Raw genomic sequence first — 22,303 nt, forward strand, 5'->3', positions numbered from 1 at the left:
CCGATTACGGCGCCTTCTTATAGATACGAGGTCTCGTTATGCAGTTGCAGTTTGACGAGCTGGATGTTTGATAAACACAGCAACCACAGCCACAATAGCCAGTGCAAAACAGTAGTACGAGTTAGAAACAATCTCTAGTGGCGATAGGTTGAATACCGAACCTAATAGCAACACCTGCGCACCGTAAGGCAACACACCTTGAATCACACAAGAGAAGATATCCAACAAGCTTGCTGAGCGACGCGGAGACACGTTGTTCTCTTCCGCTAGTTGGCGAGCCACACTACCAGATACAATGATCGCTACCGTGTTGTTTGCAGTACACATGTTAACCATAGACACCAAGCCAGCAATACCTAGCTCACTCGCACGACCATTCGCTTGCTTAGAGTGTGAAGAACCAAACGCACGAATCACACCGCTTACCAGGTTAGTCAGGAACGCAAGTCCGCCTTGGCGACGCATCAGCTCACTCAAACCACCAATCAGCATCGACAGTAGGAAGATTTCCTGCATATTTCCGAAGCCTGCATAGATATCTTGAGCGTAATCCGTCAAACCATAGTTCTCAACAGAACCTAGGCTCACACCACCCGCTAGCAGGATACCGATTGTTAGCACAACGAACACATTCATGCCCGAAACTGCAAGAATCAAAATAGTGATGTATGGCAGAACTTTCAGCCACTCAATTGGACCGGTTTCAGGAACCTGCGTTGCTGTGCTGTTGAAAGCAAAGATAACAATCGCAATCAATGCCGCAGGAAGTGCAATACGGATGTTCTCTTTAAATTTATCTCTCATCTCACAGCCTTGCGAACGTGTCGCGGCAATCGTGGTATCAGAGATGATAGAAAGGTTGTCACCAAACATCGCACCACTTAAAACAACACCGGCTGTTAGTGGAATGCTCATGCCTGCTGAATCTGCAATGCCTAATGCAACTGGCGCTACCGCGGCGATAGTACCCATAGAAGTACCCATTGCTGTCGCGATGAAAGCTGAAATCAGAAAGATACCCGGTAGAATCATGCTTGTCGGAATCGCAGATAGACCAAGATTTACTGTCGCATCAACGCCGCCAGAGGCTTTAGCCACGGCCGCAAAAGCACCCGCCAATAGGTAGATCATACACATTGCGATAATGTCTTTGTGACCGACTCCACCCAAGAATTGTTCGATAGCACGGTTCAATTTATCTTTGCTTAGCAACAACGCCAGCATCACAGCAGGCAAAGCCGCAATCGGAGCTGGAAGCTGATAGAACGCAAAATCGACACCTTGCAGTGACAAGTACGTACCTACGCCAATAAACAGCGCAAGGAACACGATCAGAGGGATAAGCGCCACTGCCGAAGGGGCAATTACCGCATTAGAATTTTTCGAATTGGACATGGAACGACAACACAATAGAACAGGAAGGTGAGCAGACTAATGTCACACTTAAGGCTTGTCAACGTCTAGACGTCTAAACGCCCAATTTAATGCAAAGTAATAAGCACACCATTGAACATCACATTATAGAAAAGGCTATTTACTCACCAGTAAATAGCCTTTTGAGAACAGATTGCTTCTCGAGAACCGATAGCTTTCCGAGAACAGATAGCGTTTATGCAGAAGCTAGCTTTGCTTGCTTAGTGCTTTTGCTAATTTAGCTTTTTTCTTGCTTAGTTTTTTTGTTGGAACGTCACTTGGTATTCACCAATGCCTTCGTAGTGGAAGGTCGTTGGCTTATCGAAGCCCATTTCCACGATACCGCAGTATGAACCCGTGATGATTGCTTCACCCGCTTGGAAATCAACGCCACGACGAGTCATGTAGTTGATCAGCCAGTAGATAGGGCTTGGTGGTAATGTATTTGGGTGCTTACCTGCGAATGCTTGAACTTGTTCGCCTTGGGTCACTTCGATATTGATCTCAGCAGAAGTGAACGCTTTTTCACGGTCAATCTCTGGGCCAATGAACAAACCTTGGTTTACTAGGCCGTCAGCAAGCTTTTCGTAGAACTCTGCACCGCTGTCATCAGCAAAACGAGACTGCATCAACTCAAGTGCCATGTGGCAAGAACCGATAGCATCGTTGATTTGCTCTTCGCTGTAACCTTCTTGGTTTGCAGGCAGGCTCTTAGCAAGTGTAAATGCAATTTCAGGCTCAACACGAACTACGTCGTTGTCAGCAAACAGTTCGCAAACTTCACCTTGTTGAACGCTACCTGAAAAGATAGGTGCAACAACAAACTTGTCTTCAGCCAGAGGAAGTAAACACTTCCAACCACCGACTTTGTCGCTCTTGAGATCGATCATTGATGATTGGATCTTTAGCGCATCTTCCAAGTTGTTCGGACGGTATTGTTCGTTCAATCTTGGTGCTTTGGTTCCCGCAACGCGGCGACTCAGCAGTTCTTCAGCCGCTTGCTTAAATACATTTGTCATATAATACCACCTTTAGTTTTATGACCCGTATAATATCGGATTTATTAAAGCTTGAATAGACAATTCAACAACGATGAAGCACCGAAAATTCAGACATCAATTTTCGCATATTCTAGAAGCAAACAACTGAAACTATTTTGATTTATACCAATCACAGTAAGTAAGTGTTCAGAAATAGCGCCGGAAAAAGGTTTGAGAACAAGGCATCATTTTTTGATAAGTAGTTATTCTACAATCAAAAATTATAACGCAGTTATCGAGCGTTTTAACCAGCTAGGCTGACCAGTTATTTACTACGATTGGTATTAGATATAAAAAAAGCCAGTAAGTTCGTTACTGGCTTTTCGATGTATCACTGATGTTCAGGCTTTACTGCCCTTTCAACGTCTTCTTCAAATTCTGCATGAAGTTTCTGAAATGAGGCATGAAATCAACAAACAGAGGGTGTTTTCTATCTTGCATCATCAATGGACCTAGCAAGCGAATACTCACCCCTAGTCGTGCTGCTGATTGCTCGTCTAAGCCGCTGTCTTGTTTGATCTTCTCAACAATCGCGAACATATTTTCTCTGTCTTCAATTTCAAACTGCATGGTTTGAAGTTCACGATCTTCTTTGATGTTCACTTCTTCGATAGTGATACGGTAGTTATTGTGTTTGCCTGTGAATGCTTTCATGTGGATCTCCTAAAATGCTTAAAAAGTGTTTTGGTTAGCTCTTCATGAATCGTTCGAGCTTAGGTTTAACCGTCATCGACATCACGACCATGATCGCAAGGCCAATGGGAAGTGCGGCAATAAATCCATTAAACCATCCACTGGTAAACGCCGATGTATCCGAAAATCCGATGTTATTTGCCGCTGTTACAAACGCCATGATCGACTCCATGATAAAAGCCATAATCAATCCCACGATTAGGTTGCGAGCTTTCTCGCCGTAATTAGGTAATACCTTGGCGACCAACTTAGTCACCAAAGTCATCATTACCATGCCAATTGGCATCATAATCACGACAACTAGAGCTAACGAAGAGAGCCAGTTGCCGATGAATGCCTCACCAAATCCGACATTCATGTAGGTCATCACGGCCGTTAAGCTGCCGCCGATGGTTAGCATTAAGCTCATCATGACCATAATTTTGTATAAAACGGGTGTGCCTTTTTGCTCAGGAAGAGTTGGCGTTAGTGCTGCTTGAATCGTCATATCTATTTCCTGCCTTGAATTTACGAACAATTAAGTTGATAATGTCAACTATAAATATAGTAGTTGATGTTGTCAACTACTTTTCTGAGGATCGTTTATGTCTGATAACACATCGCTAGAATCCATCTTTCGCTTAGTGCACTCTTTGAAACGTCAAATGAGCGAACAGATTGAGAGCTTGGATTCTGAGATCGCCCCCATGAACATTCGTGTCATGAAGATCATCACTAAGAAGTCTCCATGTACGGCTATCGATATCGCGCACTTCTTAAATCGCGATAAAGCGCAGGTCACGAGATTAGTTAACGCATTGATCAATCAAGAGCTTGTGAAGAAGTCTCCAAATCCAGAAGACAAGCGTAGCCAGCTTTTGGTTCTGACCGATAAGGGTGAAGAGATCATGGGCAAAGTCTCGAATATTGATCGAGAGATGCTGCAAAGAATGACCAAAGGCATGGCCGAAGATGAACTAGAACAGTTCCGAAAAGTCGCCAACAAAATGGCTAAGAATCTGGAAAGTTGCTCTAAGTAGAAGAATCCCTTTCGAACAAGCCACTCGTTTAAAAAAGCAAAAACGCCACCGAATCCTACGATCAGTGGCGTTTTGTATATAAGCAGGTTTGATACAGATTAGCAGTATGGCGGCATCAGATTAGATAGCAGTTCGAATTAGGTAACAGCTCTAATTCGATGCCAGTTTCCACCAGGCTTGAACAGGTACTGGTTCTGAAATAACGAGTCTCTCACCCATCACAGGGCTTACCATCTGTACATCTCGTTTTTTACTTATCGCTAAAGCTTGTTCCATTGGGTCTTGCCAGTCGTGCATAGAAAGATCGAACGTACTGTTGTGGATTGGCATCATCACCTTGCCTTGAAGGTCGATGTGCGCTTGAACGCTCTGCTCTGGGAACATATGAATATCTGCCCAAAGCGAGTTGTACGCGCCCGTTTCTACCATGGTTAAATCAAACGGCCCGAAACGCTCACCAATCTCTTTAAAGCCATTGAAGTAACCAGAGTCACCACTAAAGAATACTTTCTTATCTGAAGCGTTAATCACCCAGCTACCCCATAGGGTTTGGTCACGGTCAAGTAAGCCACGGCCAGAGAAGTGCTGTGTCGGCGTCAAAGTAAACTCGATATCTGAGGCTGTTGCTGATTCCCACCAGTTCAACTCAATGATCTTTTCTTTATCCACGCCCCACTTTTCAAGTAGTGATCCAACTCTGAGTGGTACCAAGAATGTCCCCACTTTGTCGGCTAATACTTTAACCGCACCCTTATCTAAATGGTCGTAATGGTCATGACTAATCACCACCACATCAATATCAGGTAATTCTTGTAGTGAGATTGGCGTTGGGTGGAAGCGCTTTGGCCCCATCCATTGCACTGGCGATGCGCGATCACTGAACACAGGGTCGGTCATCACTAGCTTGCCATCCAGCTTCATCATAACGCTTGAGTGACCTAAGCGGTACGCAACGTCTTCTGTCTCTTCGATCAATTGCTCCGCTGTCATCGGCATTAAAGGCAATGCAGCACGTGGCACTGGCTCATTTCTTTCCACAGTTACATACGCTTTCAAGATTGAAAAAATATCAGACATGCCCGATTTGTACTCTAACTCACTGTTAGCAAACTTCTTTGGAAGCTTATCTAGATTGTCATTTGATTGTGAACCTGTGCTTACGATAGCGACCACGGCAAGTACTCCTAAAATCGGTAATAGATATTTTTTCATTGGTATCTCTTCAACCGTTGGGAAAGACCCAACCCAAAAACTACACTGACTAGTTTACATACCAAAAAACAAAAGTAAACCAGAGAGTGTAATTTTTTTATTCATCGAATTCAGAAGTGAAACGCTCCGTATTCCGAACACAGGTCAATGTGACCACCTCAAATCTGCACAAATATCACACAGCACTCATTTCTAAGATTCATTTATTGACCAAAAAGTCAGGTTTTAATTAACATTGTATTTACAAATGAAATTGAATGTTTTTAGAAGGGAATCTAAATTGCAATTGACTATACGAACCAAAGCGATACTGGCGACGATCGTCGCTGCTCTTGCCATTATTAGCGTGATGGGAGTGTATTCATTTCAATCGAGCCGGGCTATTTTGATTGATAGAACCTTCGAGAGAGAACTACCAGCTTCACTCGGCGAGGTGAGTAATGAAGTCAACCTCAAGTTGGAAACTCCTATTCTTGCCTCAAAGATGATGACGCTTTCGCCTTTAATGCAGCAAACCAGACTTTCGGAAGAAGAGCTTCGAACCTATCTCCAATCTGTTAAAAGCGAATTCAACGCAATCAGTGCCTATTACGTTTCCAATGAAGCGAGCACTTACTTTACCCATAATGGCGTACTAAAAACGATCTCTACCAATGAACAAAGCGACCAATGGTTCTACCGATTCATCGAATCCAATCAGCCATTTGAGCTCTCTTTGGATATTGATGCAGCCACCGGAATACCAGCACTGTTTGTTAACTATGTGGTCACACGCAATGGTGAACGTATTGGCGTGACAGGTATTGGCTTAACTCTGGAAAGTATTACCCAACTGATCAGCAACTACAGCGTCGGTGAAAGCGGTATTGTTTTTCTTGTCGATCAACAAGGAATCATCAAGGTTCACCCAGATAAAAACCTAATTGGTCAGTCACTGGACACAGTAGGAATAAAAGCTAGCCAATTAATCGGCAGCAAACAAACCGTCGTTCATGAGGCTATCGTCGAAGGCCAGCCGCAGATCCTTGGCTCAAAAGCGATGCCGGGAATTGGTTGGACTCTGATTACTCAGATTCCCAAACAAGATGTACTAAGTGAATTAAATGGCTTCAGCCAAACCATCATCTTTATGGCCCTACTCATTGCTGCCATCTATACGCCAATCGCAGCATGGGCGACTAATAAGCTATTACTGCCGTTTGTAGAAGTGGCCGAACGACTGCAACAGATAGGAAAAGGTGGTGGTGACCTCACCTTTCGCTTAGATGATTCTCGACATGACGAAATTGGACAAATCGCGAAAGGCTACAATCAATTCGTGCAATATCTAAGTGACTTACTCAAAGATGTCTCAAACACAGGAGTCCAAATCTCTGAATCTATCCAAGGTGTCGATCATATGGCGCAGTCGATGGAGCAAGACATCAAACAGCAAACCAGCCAGATAGAGCAAGTTGCAACAGCCATTCATGAAATGGGTGCCAGTTCTGACGAAATCGCACAAAATGCCAATGGTGCCGCCGACAGTGCACAACATGCAGCGAGTGCGATTAGCATTGGTCAAAAGTCCGTTTCTGTCACTTCAGAAAGCATCGAGCATATGAACAAGCAGCTTGATGACACTACGGAAATTATCAATCAACTCGCTCAAGATGCGAACTCCATCGATACCGTGTTAGATGTCATCAACAGTGTTTCTGAACAAACCAACTTATTAGCTCTTAATGCGGCGATAGAGGCAGCTCGAGCAGGCGAACAAGGCAGAGGTTTTGCGGTGGTAGCAGATGAAGTAAGAACCCTCGCCTCGCGGAGCCAAGCGTCGACCGAAGAGATTCGAGGTATTATTGAAAAGCTTCAGCAACGCACTCAACAAGCCGTGACAGCCATCGAGACCAGCACCACTCTTGGCAGTAATTGTCAGATCGAAGCCTCAAACTCAGAGCAACAACTTTCAAGTATTTCTAATAGTGTCGACGAGATGAATGCCATGAACATGCAGATCGCCTCTGCGACAGGGCAACAATCCAATGTCATCAACGAGATCTCACCGCACATCTCTGGAATTTCTGAAATAGCCAGAGAGAGCGATAACATGATTGAGAAAACGGCTCAGGAGTGCCAACACTTACGCGCCAAAGCAATGCATTTGACGAGTTTGGTTTCTCAATTCAAATGCTAGCTTCAATGAAACACGAAATACGCTGACCACTCCCATTCAAGGTTAGTCAGCCGACCATACATTCTTGAAGTCGGGCCATCCCCAGTTGGTGATGGCGACGTTTTTCAAAATACCTTGGAAACGCACGGTTTGTAGGTGGTGAAACATCGGGACTAACCAATAATCAGAGATCAATGTCGATGCGATAGGCTCTAACTCGGCTAGGTAATTGGGCAGTTCTACCGACGCTTTGTGATGGTCTAAACGCTGCTTGAGCCAGTCGCTGTTCATGCCTCCCAATGCAGAGTGCAAAACAGGATCGTTCATCAACCACGAGAACAGTGAAGATGGCGCATTGTCGTCTAGGTTTAAGTTACACAGCACCAAGTCTTCTTTTAAATCGCCACTCTGCGAGAGCTGCGCCAGCTCGCGAAAGCTGTAGGTATTCACCTCAACTTCCACCCCATATCGTTTAAGGATGTCTGATACACAGATGGCACAACGATAGAGCGCGTAGTAGTTATAAACGGCAATGCTCATCTTCTTGGGCAGTTGCGCCTCTTTCGAAGGGGTTCGATACAATTTCTGCCAACTTGGCAGTATGTTCTGAGCCAGAGACACACTGAACAAGCCTTGATTTTGTTCCAATTGAGACAAGATAGCTTGTGGATTGGCAAGCCCAGAAACGTACTTACGTTGCTCGTCGCTTAACGGGTTCGCCGCTGAGTTTTGATTGAACAAGATAAACAAACAACCATCTTCAACTCGGCTACGAAGACCATCGGTTTCCGCAGACACAAGTTCTACGTCACTTTTCCCTAACTGGTGAAAACAAGACGAGTCTTCATAAGGTGACACCTGCATTTGGCTGTCGTCGAAGCGAGCACTGCCCGTCATAGACTCTTCAAACTGCCAAATAGTCACTTCATCGGTTAGAGAGCGACAACCATAATAGTGTTCAAATGCGGCAAGCTTGATGCGTTCATTATTGGTTTCGACCACTTTGAAGGGGCCAGTCCCCACCACCGCATGAGACACAGAGCTTAATGGTGATGGCTCACGGGTCACTTGCGCTGCAGGTTGAATCGAATACTTAACGCCAGCCAACAAGCCTGCGAAGCCGGTGTCAGCTTTGGTGAGTTGGAAGCTGATCCTTAACGGCTGCTCACTGTAGACCGAAGCAACATGAGCTAACTCTGTTTGATAGAAAGGTAAGGTTTGCAACGCAGAAAACATCGAAACTAATTGCTTAGCATCCACAGGCTGTCCGTCATGGAAAGTAAGTCCTGGGCGTAGATAGAAAGTCCAAACGAGCTTTTCAGCATCATATTGCCAATGATGCGCCAGTTCAGGCTTCAACTCGCCTTTGCCATTACAAGTCACTAAACAACTGAACACTTGCCTGATCAAAAATCGCTCACTACTACGATGAATATGATGCGGGAACAGGTCTTCGAACTTACGTTTGTAGGTTAATTGGACGTGCAGTAACCCTTCGCGCATCGTCGCACCGGATGTTTCTTGGAGAAGAGAGCCAAACACCGCACGGTCATTATCCAAAATAGAGAGCGCTTTTTCGTACTTACCCTGCTCTATCAGCTTGCTGGCAACATGTTGAGTCAGTTGTTGATTGCTAAAGCGCAATGTCAGGTTAGAACGTTGATTCCTGCCAACTTTTGGCTCCCACACCACCCATTCAGCCTGATGCATCTTGCCGAGTAAGGTTCGTGCATGGCGCAAACTGGTAAACAGCTTGTCTGCTACCTCAGTCAAAGTCACCGAATGTGAGATGTTAGGCTCAAACGAATCCAGCCTAGTGTAGTAACGCATCATGTTTAGATCAGACAAATAATGAACCTTTTAGAAACAACCCTTCCTCATAAAGCCGATTATAAAACACATTTGTCTTAAAGTGACGATAAAAGACAAAAACAGGAACAACCCACTAAAAATTCATCTGTTTATTACTTCCTATTAAATAACCATAATTAATGGGTCAGCAAGGAACTTTGAGTTCCCACCAAAGCCTAATACAAGAGAAGTAATCATCATGAGAAAATACTATCTTAATAAGCTAAAAAGCACCTGTAGCAAGCTCGAAAGAGAAGCACTACGAACACTTATAGAGCTATGTAACTGGCGTTATTAGTACACTTTTAAGCACCGAGTTAACGCGAGTTGAGTACATCCTAATATGCTCCTACCCCCAATATGAGTTAGGTCTCAACTCGCTTTTCCATTCCAAATCCCCTCTCAACCCAGTTGTACCAATCGCTCGCGTATTCGATAAATTTCTGTTGTCGACTCGACAAATTTAATTCGTTTTCTTAGTTAAACGAAAAGCCTTAAGGTTCGCCCCGAAGCAAGCAAGGAGCCTCAGAAAAACTGAAAGCTCAGCTAACAACTCATTTATTTGCAGTTACCAATCAGGTATTAACTAAGGAAACGCCATGCGTATCGCAATTCTTTCTCGCAACGAAAACCTATACTCTACTTCTCGCTTAAAAGCGGCTGGAGAAGCACGTGGTCACCAGGTCGATGTTATCGACACGCTGCACTGTGATATAGATATCGCGAGTAACAATCCGAAGATTCGCTACATGGGTGAAGAGCTACCTCAATACGATGCTGTTATTCCACGTATTGGCGCTTCCATTACCTTTTACGGAACTGCGGTTGTTCGCCAATTCGAAATGATGGGCACTTTTTGTATCAATGAGTCAGTAGCAATCAGTCGTTCTCGCGACAAACTGCGCTCACTACAATTGTTGTCTCGTAAAGGTATTGGCTTACCAAAAACAGGTTTCGCTAGTCGCCCAGACAAAATTCAAGACTTGATCAAAAACGTAGGTGGTGCGCCACTGGTTATCAAGCTTCTCGAAGGTACTCAAGGTATCGGTGTGGTTCTGGCTGAAACAAACAAAGCAGCTGAAAGCGTTATCGAAGCATTCATGGGCCTAAAAGCGAACATCTTGGTTCAAGAGTTCATTGAAGAAGCTAATGGCGCAGACATCCGTTGTTTTGTTGTGGGTAACAAGGTTATTGCAGCAATGAAGCGCCAAGCTGGTGAGGGTGAATTCCGCTCTAACCTGCACCGTGGCGGTACAGCTCAACTGGTTAAACTAACCAAAGAAGAGCGCGCTACAGCAATCAATGCTGCGAAAATCATGGGTTTAAACCTATGTGGTGTTGATATTCTACAATCTAAGAATGGCCCTGTTGTAATGGAAGTGAACTCTTCTCCTGGCCTAGAAGGCATCGAGAAAGCGACGGGTAAAGATGTAGCAGACATGATTTTCGAATTCATCGAAAAAAATGCAAAACCAAACGCTAACCGTACTCGTGGCAAAGGCTGATTTAACGCCGTTAACTCATGATTGGAAATGACATGAACAATAAAATGATCATAGGGAATACAGAAGCACTTTGCTTACCAGAGTTAGGGATAACTGGACTACATACACGTGTTGATACAGGGGCTAAAACCTCTTCTCTACACGTAGACAATCTACTATGTGTAAAAACAGACGGTGAGAACTTCGTGGAATTCGATCTTCACCCAGATGTGTACCACCTAGAAGAGACTGTGCGCTGCAAGGCGAAGCTGAAAACAAGCAAGAAAATCAAATCATCTAACGGCGAAGTTGAACACCGTTGTGTGATTGAAACCATGCTAAAAATCGGCGGTCAGGAATGGCCTATCGATATCACGCTAAGCAACCGTCAAGATATGACTTATATGATGTTGCTTGGTCGTCAAGGCATGAGTGACAAAGTGATTGTTGATCCAGCAGGTGAGTTTCTAATTTCTCACTAATTGAACTGCTCCACAGCTCAAATAGTGAGTCAACAACACACACTAATAAAGGCCAGTCTTTGAGACTGGCCTTTATTATTTATGCCTGTTTTTTTTATCTTTAAAACCAAATCGCCAAACAGATTTAACCAAACCTTTGAGTTTGATTTTAGTCACTCGCCAATGTGTCACTGGCCTTCTTGGTGCACTCATCAACAGATGTTCAAACGCTTGCTCATTCAAATTCACTTGTCCCCCATGGGCCACCAGCAAGGTATCGAGCTTCATGTCATAAATGCGCGATACTGACGCTCGATACTTATTAGGGTGAAAGATAGGAAACGGCGGAATCAGCTTCTTCTTAACCTCGACCATTAGGTCTGCCACATAGGCAACGCTGTGAGATGGGCAATAAACCGAAAGATCTCTGTCGGTATGGCCTGGCGTTTCTAGAACTAGCCAGTCATCAAACCCCGGAATGCTATCCCCATCAGACAGCTTATAGTCCGGCTTCAACTTTCTTGAATACCATAGGTTTGCTTTGGGCTTACCCAATCGGTTTGCCATCCACAGTGCCAATGCCAGATCGGTCAAATGCATCAATATGCCATCGATGCCGTGGTACCAATCTTTATCTCGATTTGCTGCAACCAAATTACAATTCGTGAGTTTTCTGAGCTTATGTGCTGCCCCCGCGTGGTCTGGATGCATGTGCGTAACCACAACCGTATGTAGATCAGCAAAATCACGCATAAGCTCTGTTTCGATGAAAGCCTTCAAATGCGGGATGTCAGCTCGACATGCACCATCAAGCAGCAGCAACCTGTCAGGGTACTCTACGAGATACATGTCTTGGATATAACCTTTAATGGTATGCAGTTGCAAACCCACTCCTTGTGATAAAACAACTGGTCAGACCTACACCATAGCAAACTCACCATCAATTGTGATCATTTTGTTAAAAATAACCTAAACCGAATAGAAAGCTCGAATCAAGATTTCCATTGGTATCCACTAAATTACTTAAATCCAACTCAACTCAGTGCAACGGGAAAAAATTCCAAAGATGATCATCAATTTAATCCGATCATGTGAGCATTATCGAATGCTCACATGATCGAAAACCTTGCTTAATAAGCCTTACACTTTAAGCGCTTAGCACCATTTATCGTAACGACAAAATACGTGATTTGTTGACCTGAGTTATTCGGACTATATATGCGCCTCTAATTTATTGTCTGAGTGCTATACATGAACCAACTAATCGATGCTCTTTCTACCCAAGGCTATTTCGTTTGGGATGACTTCTTAACTCGCGAAGAAGTAGTGGCATTGAGGGATTGCATTCCAGAGAACTGGAAAAAGGCTAGGATCGGCCGTAACGATGACGTAGCACGAGAAGCAACGATTCGTAGTGACAAAATTCAGTGGGTACGCCGTGATATGGGCGAACCAGCATCTCTGTTCCTCGACAAAATGGAACAAATTCGTTTAGAAGCAAACCAAGCATTCTTTTTAGGTCTGTTCGAGTACGAAGCGCACTTTGCTAAATACGAAAAAGGCGACTTCTACCAGAAGCACTTAGACTGTTTCAAAGGTAATGAGAACCGCCGCCTGACTACAGTGTTCTACATGAACGACGAGTGGACAGAGGAAGACGCAGGTGAGCTTGTGGTTTACGATCTAAAAGACAACCACATCGCGACCATTCCACCAAAGTCAGGCCGCTTATTTGTGTTCTTGTCTGAACAGTTCCCACACGAGGTACTGCCGACAAACACAGAGCGATTCAGTATTGCTGGTTGGTTCCGTATTAACGGCGTGAAAGACAACCAACTCGATATCGCACACTAGAACTGAGCCTATTTATACAAGATCTATCTTATTCAGAGCCTCTCTTTTGAGAGGCTTTTTTATTGAACAAATATTGAGCGAGCATTGAACAACAAACCTCTTAAAAACTGCACACAATAAATATCAAAACCATCAATAACTTTTCTCTTAAATAAAATCGAAACGAATCTTTCATATCACTGAAATGGTTTAGCCACGTAAGTGAAATACAGCCTGTTCAAGATAGCTTCAAACGACACCCCACCGTCTCGTTAATACTCAAATTCAATACCTCTACATCGATTTCATCCAAAAGGAAAAGAAGATGAATAAGCTAATTTTGGCAGGCGTTCTTTCGGCAACAGCAGCAATGCCAGCGCTCGCAACGACTCAAGTCACTTGGTGGCACGCAATGGGCGGTCAGCTTGGAGAAACAGTCAATAAAATTGCGACGGACTTTAACGCATCACAAGACGATTACGAGATCACGCCAATCTATAAAGGTTCATACACTGAAACCTTAACCGCAGGTATTGCGGCATATAGAGCCGGAGAGGCGCCAAATATTTTACAAGTCTTCGATGCTGGGGCAGCAACCATCATGAACGCCAATAACGTTGCAAAACCAGTACAAGACATTCTCGTAGAGTCGGGTTACAACTTTGACTCGAACGATTATCTTGCGGGCGTTCGTAACTTCTATGCAGACAATCAAGGCAAGATGGTTGGTATGCCTTTCAACAGTTCGACACCAGTTCTCTACTACAACAAAGATCTTCTCGCGGAAGTAGGTGCCGACGCGCCCAAGACTTATGAAGAGTTAGAAGTTGTCGCTAAGAAGCTGAAAGCGGAAGGACACATTGCGTTTTCTCAATCTCTAACGCCATGGATCATGTTCGAGAATTTTAAGTCTCGTCATAACCTACCGCTCTCTGACCAGAACAACGGTTACGACGGTTTACCGACTAAGATCATGTTCAACACCAAAGACATGATGATGCACGTTAGTAAGATGAAAGAGTGGTCAGATCTAGGTTACTACAAGTATTACGGCAGCGCCTGGGATGCAAACCAAACGCCTTTCGAGCGCCAAGAAGTAGCAATGTGGATGGGATCTTCAGGCTCATTCGGTGGCTTACGTAACCGCGTACCTTTCGAACTCGGCACTACATACCTACCATATTGGAAATCCGTCAACCCTGATGCAGGATTAACCTTCATTGGTGGTGCAGCTCTGTTTGCACTTAATGGTCATGACAAACAACAAGACAAGGGTGTCGCCGCTTTCTTCGATTACCTGACAAAGCCTGAAACTCAGGTTTACTGGCACAAAACGACAGGCTACGTACCAGTAACAACAGCCGCTTATGATTTAGCGAAAGAATCAGGCTACTACAAAGAACAACCGGATGCGGAAGTTGGCGTTAAGCAGCTAAGCCTAAAATCGGGCGAATGGACTAAGGGCTACCGCTTAGGTTACTACCCTCAAATTCGTGAAGTGATGCATCGTGAGTTCGACAATATCTTCGCTGACCGCTCTAGCGTTGAGAACAGCCTAGACAAAGTCGAAGATGAAAGCAGCAAGCTACTAAAACGCTTCGCTCGCACAATGAATTAGGTCGGCTCGTTAGCTAAAGCTGCTTTATTAACTCAGAAGTTTCTGTTTAGAAGCTTAACTAACCAAAGCAGTAAATTACTCCTCACGTCTTGTCAGTACCCTCGAACAAATAGAGTCATGACGAGGCGCGAGGAGATTATTCACTAGCGCCATTTCTTGCTCCCAAAACGACAACTCAACCGGATGCACGCCTTGATATTGCACTAGTGATAACTGTCACTAGCTAGTGGTCAACTTTTAATAACTTTTTGGGATTACCCTGTGGAACGACGTCAACAATTCTTTCACTCTCCGCTGCCTTACCTATTTTTGGCACCTCAGATACTCATCATTGCGGTTTTCTTTATCTATCCAGCGGCAAAGGCAGTTTATCTCTCCTTTATGCTGGAAGACCCTTGGGGCACCTCTTCGCTCTTCGTGTGGTTCGAAAACTATCAAATGCTATTCGAATCGAGCGAGTATCTAAGCTCGATTGGTTTCACCTTAATGTTCGCAATCGTGGTCTCTTTTTTATCGCTTGCCTTAGCGCTGCTGCTCGCCGTAAAAGCCGACAACATCATTCATGGACAAGGGGCTTACAAAGTCACCCTCACTTGGGTATATGCCGTTGCTCCCGCGATTGCAGGCGTTATCGGAGCTTTCCTGTTTAACCCGCACATTGGCGTGTTCACGGAGATATTTGCAGTGGTGGGTTGGGATTTCAGCTTCCAGACCGATCCTGTGGATGCCACGTTGGCTCTGATATTGGTGTCGGTGTGGAAACAAGTTTCGGTGAATTTCATCTACTTTCTGGCTGGGCTTCAATCGATCTCTTACGCCGTAAAAGAAGCGGCGACGCTGGATTGCGTCAGCGACTCAAAACGTTTCTGGACCATTACTTTCCCGCTACTCGCGCCAACTGGATTTTTCCTACTGGTCATCAACCTCACCTACTCGTTCTTTGAAACCTTTGGCGTAATCGACACCATGACCAATGGCGGCCCGGGTGGCGGCACTACGTCGTTAGTGTACAAGGTGTATCGAGATGGATTTGTTGGCGCAGATTTGGGCGGCAGCTCTGCGCAATCAGTTGTGTTGTTGCTACTGGTGCTCACTCTTACATTTATCCAGTTTCGCGTTGTAGAAAAGCGTGTTCATTACTAGCCGACTACAGCTAGGTTTTAACGCGACAGGAGTTATTTATGAAAAGTAATAAGGTCTCTGACCACCTAATTTTAATTGCTGGGATGCTGTTTATGTTGGTCCCTATCTGGCTAATCTTCGCCAGCTCAACGCATAACCCGAACACCATTGTCAGCGAAGGCCTGCAATGGCTTCCAGGCGATAACTTTACGGCCATTTATAGCGAAGCTTGGAACAAAAGCATGGGCTTCAGTGGCGAAGTCACCGCCAGCAAAATGATCGCCAACTCAATGATCATGGGGCTAGGTTTTGCGATCGGTAAGATCATCATTTCGATGATGGCGGCGTATGCTTTGGTCTATTTTAGACTGCCTTATGCGACAGCTTGGTTCTGGTTGATCTTCGTAACCCTGCTGCTGCCATTAGAAGTGCGCATTATCCCCTCCTATGAAGTTGTCGCAGGGCTTGGGCTGCTTAATAGCTATACAGGGTTGATTCTACCTCTGATCGCATCCGCCACCGCGACGTTCTTTTTTAGGCAGTTCTTCAAAACCATTCCCGATGAATTGTTAGAAGCCGCACAATTAGACAACGCAGGCCCGTTTCGATTCTTTGTCGACATCTTACTGCCACTGTCTAAAACCATGATCGCCGCTATCTTCATCATCATGTTTGTAGTGGGTTGGAACCAATATCTTTGGCCAATCATGATGACCACGGACGAAGGCTACAACACCATCGTGATGGGCATCAAACAAGTACTCAACAACATCAATGAAACCAGTTTACCGCGCTACGACTATGTTTTTGCCATGGTGATTTTAGCCATGTTGCCACCCGTTTTAGTGGTGGTTGTATTTCAGCGTTGGTTTGTAAAAGGGCTAGTAGAAAGTGAAAAATAATAACGACACAAATCAAATGAACGATACCGCATTCAATCACTCGATGAGTACAAGATGTCTCACCCAGCTTCTCCGCAAAAATCAGAGGACACCCCGATGCCAAAGTTAAAACAAACGTTAGGGCACACCCAAGCCACTCACAACCATACGCACAAAGCAGCTACCATGTTAGGCATCAAAAACTTGGTAAAGACTTATGAGAACGGTCATCGTGCAGTGAAAGATGTCTCGCTTGATATCAAAAAAGGTGAGTTCCTTGTATTGGTTGGTCCTTCGGGCTGCGGCAAGTCTTCAATTCTGCGTTCTATCGCAGGCTTGGAAAGTATCTCTGGCGGTGAGATTCACTTGGGTGGTCGTCGTGTTGATAACGAAAAACCGGCACTGCGTGATATCGCCATGGTCTTTCAGAATTACGCGCTCTACCCTCACATGACGGTGTATAAAAACTTGGCTTATGGTTTAAAAAACCGAGGTGTCAGCCAACATGTGATTGAAGAGAAGATTGAGAAAGTCGCCAAGACACTCAAAATCGAAGAGTACCTAGACCGCAAACCAGCAAAACTTTCTGGCGGCCAACGCCAGCGTGTTGCCATGGGACGTGCGATCGTACGCGACCCTCAACTGTTCCTGTTTGATGAGCCTTTATCTAACCTCGATGCCTCGCTGCGCGCTCACATGAGATTAGAAATCAAAAAGCTACAACGCGAGCTAGGCGTGACCAGTGTTTACGTGACTCACGACCAAGTCGAAGCCATGACACTAGCCGATCGAATCGTGGTTCTCAACAAAGGTCAGATAGAACAAGTTGGCACACCAAGAGAAGTCTACCACCAGCCTGCCAGTACCTTTGTGGCAAGCTTCATTGGCAGCCCCGCGATGAACTTCTTAACTGCCACGCTCGATGATGGCTATCTTGAAATCGGCGATCAACAAATGTATCTGCCAGAGTACGCTCACGTTAAAGATGCGACTATCACGCTTGGCATTCGCCCTGAACACTCTGAGGTTTATTCCGAATTGAAGATGAACACCTTGCCTCTCGAACTGCGTATCAGTGTGGTTGAGCCGTTGGGGCCGAATCAATTAGTTCATGGCGTTGTTAACGACCAACCCTTTATCGCCGTCACGCCAGAAACGACACTATGCCAAGTACTGCCGCTCGGATTAAGCATCGATAAATCCAACCTGCATATTTTTGACAGTCGTGGGAAGCGTATTCAGCCGAATAACGTGACTTCACAAGAGTCACGCGAAGAGACGACAAGCTTAACGACGGCTCTCGCTTAATCGAGTACACTGATATTTAATGCGTTTTTACGGTGCGTCTTTAAGAAGGATTAATTATGTCGTCTATCATCGTAGGTCATCGGGGTGTAGCAGGTACTCACCCAGAAAATACCAAAGCAAGCATTGAACAAGCCGCTAAACTTGGCTTGAAATGGATCGAAGTAGATATTCAGCCAACTCAGGATGATCAACTTGTGGTTTGTCACGACCACACCCTTGAGCGCTGCAGCGATGGCAAAGGACGTGTCGACGAACACACCCTTGCAGAACTGCGTCAACTTGATTTTGGCAGTTGGAAATCTCAGCAGTTCGCTGGTGAAAGAATATTGACGTTGGAAGAGTTACTCGCGCTTGTTGAGCAGCATGATCTCAGCGTGAACTTAGAGGTCAAAGTCGACAGTCGACATCAAGCGCCTCATGTCGTTGATTTGCTGCATACCGAGTTGATTCGTTCAAATCTAGACACCGACAGAGTGCTGCTTTCAAGTTTCAGCCACCAAGTGGTTTCTGAAATGGCTCGTCATCTGCAGAGATACCGCGTAGGTGTGATCACAGAGCAACTGACTCAAGCTGACTTGATGTTGATTGACGAGGTTAAAGCGTTCAGCTGTCACATGAACTACGAGCATGTAAATCAGAGCGATCTTGATACACTCGGTGAAGCAAACATTCAAACATGGTGCTACACCGTAAACGATCCCTCTCACTTCAAATTCATCTCAAAAGTAGATGCCATATTCACTGATTTTCCGAATCAATTCACCCTTATAAATTGACCAGGAAAATACTGCAAAAACAACCCCGAGAAACTTTAAAATTAACTCTCGGGAAACCTTAAAATTAGGTAGCAAACACAAGTGAGTAGGAGTACATTCCGCTACTCACTTGGTTTCATTAGCTCGCTCTATTTAGACAGCTTCATTGGTTACTTAATTTATGGATCTCATTTTTAGTCCAACCTTCCCAATTTTGGGTGCAATCTTCATTTTCGCCGCTATTGTTCGTGGCTTCTCAGGTTTCGGTTTCACCTTAGTGGCATTGCCATTAAGCGCGCTATTCGAGCCTGTTATCGAACTGGTTCCTGTCTTCATGTTGATCGATCTCCTTGGCAATGTTCAATTACTGCCTAAAGTTCGAAAACACGTTAACTGGCGCTGGGTTTTAAAGGTATTTATCCCTTGTTTTGCCTTCACACCAGTCGGCTTACTTCTGCTTAAATCCGTTAGCCAAGACACGATCATCTTGATCATCAGTGCCTTCATTTTTTCGTCCGCACTAATGATATACAAAGGCTTTCAATACAAAAGTGAACCTAAATTTGCTCCCTATATTCTAGGTAGCTTTGCGGGAGTAATGAACGGCGCGGCATCAATGTCTGGGCCTCCAATTGGCACTCATGCATTAGCAAGCCCAGTCGCTCCGCACATCGCCAGAGCAGGCCTGATTGCATTTTTTGTATTGGCGGATTCCACTGCGTTTGTTTCCGCATCCATCGCAGGATTGGTCGACCGTGATGTAGTGTGGTTGACTCTAATACTCTTACCAAGCAGCATGTTTGGCGGCTACGTCGGTTCTAAACTATTCGAAAAGTTTGGCGGAGAGAAATTCAAGCCGGTGACCATTGGTTTGCTTATAGTGATTGCCATATTCAGTGCAGGGCGAGTCTTACTGTAACGAGCTTGAGAAGGTTTGAAGTCACTCTATAAAAAGAGTTCTAGAAATGGGTGCCAATATCTACCATTCGATATGGATAGGGGTACCCATTTTTACGAGTTGAATAAACTCATCCATGTCTTGATTAGTTAGTGCAATACAGCCATCTGTCCAATCAAAGCTTTGAATGAAGCTCGGTGAACGATGCTCACCATTCTTAATACCGTGGATTTTGATATTCCCTCCAGGATCTACATCATTTTGCTCTGCCCACTGCCTATCCGAAGGTTGCGGATAGCTAATATGTACTGAGCGATAAAAGTCCGACTCTTCCATCACATAATCGAGTTGGTATTCACCTTCAGGCGTTCGGTTGTCCCCTTCAAAGCGTTTATGCCCTTTCGGTTGTTTGCCTAGCGCAATACGAAACTCCTCAACCACCTCTTCACCTTTTAGCAGATACATTCTACGTTTCGATTTATCGACTTTGACTAAAGTGACTACTTGCGACAGCGAATCTATCTCAGAAGCGCTATCCGGTACGTTGTAAAACTGTCTAGAGGAGCTTTGAGGTGGACGTTTCAATGACCCTTGAGAAAGCTGAGCAACCTTTTCATCAGACCCACTTTCCAGAACATCATCCACAATAATCACATTCTTAGAGTTTGAGCTCCTGGAAGAGGTTGAGTTAGAAGAAGACGTTGAGACACGTTGAGAATAAGCCGGTGCCGACTCAAATATGATGGTTTCAATCGCGGTCTCGTCAGAGATTATTTTCTCGACCACGACCTGCTCAGCATTCGCGTTTGAAGCCATAAACAGTAAACACAGTGATAAAGGCAAAAACAGATGCACCTTTAGATCTCCTCAAAACGCATGGACATAGTTCGCGACTGAGTTTCCATTCCTAACGACTCATAAAAACCTTGAGCTTGTTGGTTAAACTCCATCACCTCTAACCTAAGTTCTATCGCCCCTCTCGCCTGAGCCCATTGATTAAACGACTTCATTAACGCTCGACCAGCACCTTTGCTCTGAACCTGATCGTTCACCACAATCGTATTCACCCTTGCCACTTTGTGCGGCTGAATAAAACTGACACCTTTGTTCTGCGTTACCTTACCCGCTAAAAAGCCAACCACTTGCCCCTCATCCACCGAAACAAAGAAAGCGCCAGTCGGGTCAATCATTAAGCCTAGCCAATACTCTTCACTGTCGGCCAAACCTTGTGACGCTGGCGCAAATACCATAGGAGCACCAAGATGATGTTGACGGTTTATCTGCTCAGAGAGCGCTAAGATCGCGTTAATATCAGTTACCTTGGCCGTCCGGATTTGCATATCATCACCTTATTTGAATTCAATAACACCTTAGCAAAAATGGCTTAGTTGTGCACCGTAACACTGGTCAACCCAGACGTTCTGTGAAGGCTGATGATTAATATTAGGCACTAAGTTTAGGGAGATTGTTCCGTAAATCTCGGACACATTGCCAACCGTTGAGTGCTACTATCTCTGCAGAATCAGTACACTAACGACGAATAACGACTGGATACCTATATGATTAAATTCGCTGTAATTGGAACCAATTGGATTACACAAAAGTTTGTTCAAGCTGCTCACGAATCTCAATCGATGCAACTTGCTGCGGTTTATTCTCGAAATCTAGATAGCGCGGCACAGTTCGCCCAAGAATTTGACGTTGAAACGACGTATGACTCACTCGACGCATTGGCCAATGACAACACTGTTGAAGCCGTGTACATCGCTTCACCGAACTCACTACATTGCGAGCAATCTATCTTGATGATGGAACACGGCAAGCATGTCATTTGTGAAAAGCCTGTCGCGTCAAATATTGATGAAGCCACTCGAATGTTTGAAGTCGCAGATCAAAACGGCGTGGTGTTGTTTGAAGCGTACAAATCTCAGTTTCTACCGAACTTTAAGCAAGTTCAACTTGGGTTAGAAAAGATTGGCAAAGTACATAAGGCACACATCAACTATTGCCAGTATTCATCGCGCTACCAAAAATACCTAAACGGCGAGAACCCAAACACCTTCAACCCAGCTTTTTCTAACGGCTCATTGGTCGATATTGGCTTCTACTGTGTTGCCGCGACAGTCGCGCTATTTGGCAAACCTGAAAATGTCCAAGCTTCAGCAAAGCTGCTCGATTCAGGTGTGGATGCGCATGGCTGTGCGATCTTCCAGTACCCTGAGTTTGACGTAACGCTTGCTCACTCCAAAGTCAGTGACTCTTATGCGCCAAGCGAGATCCAAGGTGAGTTAGGGGCGATCATCATCGATCACATCGCTGAATGTACTGACGTTCAGATTCGCTTTCGTGATGGCACGGTAGAAAACCTCACTCAAGCACAAAGCGAAAACTCCATGAGTTACGAAGCGCAGGCCTTTGCTAGTTGCATTGCTGGCGACAACACAACAAAAGCGCAAGCCCAACAGCGCGCTTTAACGGTTGCCAAGTTAATTACAGAGATGCGCCAACAAGTTGGTGTCGTTTATCCAGCGGATAAATAACGTCACAGCATAAGTTA

The 22,303-nt window shown here is 44.9% G+C and carries 21 protein-coding genes; 12 read left to right on the forward strand and 9 right to left on the reverse strand.

From position 1 onward, the window contains the following. Positions 1-36: 36 nt before the first annotated feature. The 4 genes from OQJ75_RS18765 to OQJ75_RS18780 form a co-directional block, all read right to left on the reverse strand. Positions 37-1,395, reverse strand: coding sequence for a Na+/H+ antiporter NhaC family protein (locus OQJ75_RS18765; RefSeq protein WP_239831152.1), 1,359 nt, complete (start codon positions 1,393-1,395; stop codon positions 37-39). A 272-nt stretch (positions 1,396-1,667) separates the two neighbouring features. Continuing rightward, positions 1,668-2,432: a hydratase gene (locus OQJ75_RS18770; protein WP_123306084.1), complete on the reverse strand. Its 765-nt coding sequence runs from the start codon at positions 2,430-2,432 to the stop codon at positions 1,668-1,670. Positions 2,433-2,801: 369 nt separating this feature from the next. After that, the gene (locus tag OQJ75_RS18775; RefSeq protein ID WP_065584990.1) at positions 2,802-3,107 is read right to left on the reverse strand and encodes a DUF3861 domain-containing protein; all 306 of its coding nucleotides are present in this window, start codon (positions 3,105-3,107) and stop codon (positions 2,802-2,804) included. Positions 3,108-3,141: 34 nt separating this feature from the next. Next, positions 3,142-3,633, reverse strand: a complete 492-nt coding sequence (locus OQJ75_RS18780; RefSeq protein ID WP_265974468.1) for a DUF2798 domain-containing protein — start codon at positions 3,631-3,633, stop codon at positions 3,142-3,144. 97 nt (positions 3,634-3,730) lie between these two features. Between OQJ75_RS18780 and OQJ75_RS18785 the strand changes: the two genes are divergently transcribed. Continuing rightward, positions 3,731-4,165, forward strand: coding sequence for a MarR family winged helix-turn-helix transcriptional regulator (locus OQJ75_RS18785; RefSeq protein ID WP_102541557.1), 435 nt, complete (start codon positions 3,731-3,733; stop codon positions 4,163-4,165). 150 nt (positions 4,166-4,315) lie between these two features. Here the strand turns inward: OQJ75_RS18785 and OQJ75_RS18790 are convergent, their stop codons facing one another. Then, positions 4,316-5,377 carry an MBL fold metallo-hydrolase gene (locus OQJ75_RS18790; RefSeq protein WP_265974467.1) on the reverse strand — a complete coding sequence of 354 codons (1,062 nt, stop codon included), beginning with the start codon at positions 5,375-5,377 and terminating at the stop codon, positions 4,316-4,318. Between the two features lie 280 nt (positions 5,378-5,657). On the opposite strand from OQJ75_RS18790, the gene OQJ75_RS18795 reads away from it, so the two are divergent. Continuing rightward, on the forward strand, positions 5,658-7,556 hold the full coding sequence (locus OQJ75_RS18795; RefSeq protein ID WP_265974466.1) for a methyl-accepting chemotaxis protein: 1,899 nt from the start codon (positions 5,658-5,660) through the stop codon (positions 7,554-7,556). Between the two features lie 42 nt (positions 7,557-7,598). Here the strand turns inward: OQJ75_RS18795 and OQJ75_RS18800 are convergent, their stop codons facing one another. After that, a complete protein-coding gene (locus OQJ75_RS18800) occupies positions 7,599-9,383 on the reverse strand; it encodes an SgrR family transcriptional regulator (RefSeq protein WP_265974465.1) in 1,785 nt (594 codons plus the stop codon). Between the two features lie 602 nt (positions 9,384-9,985). Here OQJ75_RS18800 and rimK point away from each other — a divergent pair. Both rimK and OQJ75_RS18810 read left to right on the forward strand, forming a co-directional pair. Next, positions 9,986-10,891, forward strand: coding sequence for a 30S ribosomal protein S6--L-glutamate ligase (gene rimK / locus OQJ75_RS18805; RefSeq protein WP_019824669.1), 906 nt, complete (start codon positions 9,986-9,988; stop codon positions 10,889-10,891). A 32-nt stretch (positions 10,892-10,923) separates the two neighbouring features. Beyond that, positions 10,924-11,352, forward strand: a complete 429-nt coding sequence (locus OQJ75_RS18810; RefSeq protein WP_016797058.1) for an ATP-dependent zinc protease — start codon at positions 10,924-10,926, stop codon at positions 11,350-11,352. 75 nt (positions 11,353-11,427) lie between these two features. Here OQJ75_RS18810 and OQJ75_RS18815 read toward each other — a convergent pair whose 3' ends face one another. Beyond that, positions 11,428-12,216 carry an MBL fold metallo-hydrolase gene (locus tag OQJ75_RS18815; protein WP_265974464.1) on the reverse strand — a complete coding sequence of 263 codons (789 nt, stop codon included), beginning with the start codon at positions 12,214-12,216 and terminating at the stop codon, positions 11,428-11,430. A 366-nt stretch (positions 12,217-12,582) separates the two neighbouring features. On the opposite strand from OQJ75_RS18815, the gene OQJ75_RS18820 reads away from it, so the two are divergent. The 7 genes from OQJ75_RS18820 to OQJ75_RS18850 all read left to right on the forward strand — a co-directional run bounded on the left by OQJ75_RS18820 (position 12,583) and on the right by OQJ75_RS18850 (position 19,767). Further along, positions 12,583-13,185: a 2OG-Fe(II) oxygenase gene (locus OQJ75_RS18820; protein ID WP_265974463.1), complete on the forward strand. Its 603-nt coding sequence runs from the start codon at positions 12,583-12,585 to the stop codon at positions 13,183-13,185. Positions 13,186-13,489: 304 nt separating this feature from the next. After that, positions 13,490-14,782 carry an extracellular solute-binding protein gene (locus OQJ75_RS18825; protein ID WP_265974462.1) on the forward strand — a complete coding sequence of 431 codons (1,293 nt, stop codon included), beginning with the start codon at positions 13,490-13,492 and terminating at the stop codon, positions 14,780-14,782. A gap of 261 nt (positions 14,783-15,043) precedes the next feature. Further along, a complete protein-coding gene (locus OQJ75_RS18830) occupies positions 15,044-15,925 on the forward strand; it encodes an ABC transporter permease subunit (protein WP_265974461.1) in 882 nt (293 codons plus the stop codon). A 38-nt stretch (positions 15,926-15,963) separates the two neighbouring features. Beyond that, positions 15,964-16,806, forward strand: coding sequence for a sn-glycerol-3-phosphate ABC transporter permease UgpE (gene ugpE, locus OQJ75_RS18835; RefSeq protein ID WP_017060566.1), 843 nt, complete (start codon positions 15,964-15,966; stop codon positions 16,804-16,806). A 96-nt stretch (positions 16,807-16,902) separates the two neighbouring features. Continuing rightward, positions 16,903-18,093 carry a sn-glycerol-3-phosphate ABC transporter ATP-binding protein UgpC gene (gene ugpC, locus OQJ75_RS18840; RefSeq protein ID WP_416340681.1) on the forward strand — a complete coding sequence of 397 codons (1,191 nt, stop codon included), beginning with the start codon at positions 16,903-16,905 and terminating at the stop codon, positions 18,091-18,093. Positions 18,094-18,149: 56 nt separating this feature from the next. Next, a complete protein-coding gene (locus OQJ75_RS18845) occupies positions 18,150-18,869 on the forward strand; it encodes a glycerophosphodiester phosphodiesterase family protein (RefSeq protein WP_265974460.1) in 720 nt (239 codons plus the stop codon). 160 nt (positions 18,870-19,029) lie between these two features. Beyond that, positions 19,030-19,767, forward strand: coding sequence for a sulfite exporter TauE/SafE family protein (locus OQJ75_RS18850; protein WP_265974459.1), 738 nt, complete (start codon positions 19,030-19,032; stop codon positions 19,765-19,767). 60 nt (positions 19,768-19,827) lie between these two features. Here OQJ75_RS18850 and OQJ75_RS18855 read toward each other — a convergent pair whose 3' ends face one another. After that, a complete protein-coding gene (locus OQJ75_RS18855; RefSeq protein ID WP_265974458.1) occupies positions 19,828-20,601 on the reverse strand; it encodes a L,D-transpeptidase family protein in 774 nt (257 codons plus the stop codon). 2 nt (positions 20,602-20,603) lie between these two features. Then, a complete protein-coding gene (locus OQJ75_RS18860; RefSeq protein ID WP_260811433.1) occupies positions 20,604-21,086 on the reverse strand; it encodes a GNAT family N-acetyltransferase in 483 nt (160 codons plus the stop codon). A 219-nt stretch (positions 21,087-21,305) separates the two neighbouring features. Here OQJ75_RS18860 and OQJ75_RS18865 point away from each other — a divergent pair, with 219 nt between their 5' ends. After that, positions 21,306-22,286, forward strand: coding sequence for a Gfo/Idh/MocA family protein (locus OQJ75_RS18865; RefSeq protein ID WP_265974457.1), 981 nt, complete (start codon positions 21,306-21,308; stop codon positions 22,284-22,286). Positions 22,287-22,303 lie beyond the last annotated feature (17 nt).

Origin of the sequence: Vibrio sp. 14G-20 (assembly GCF_026241515.1) — a bacterium.
Taxonomy (GTDB): Bacteria; Pseudomonadota; Gammaproteobacteria; order Enterobacterales; family Vibrionaceae; genus Vibrio.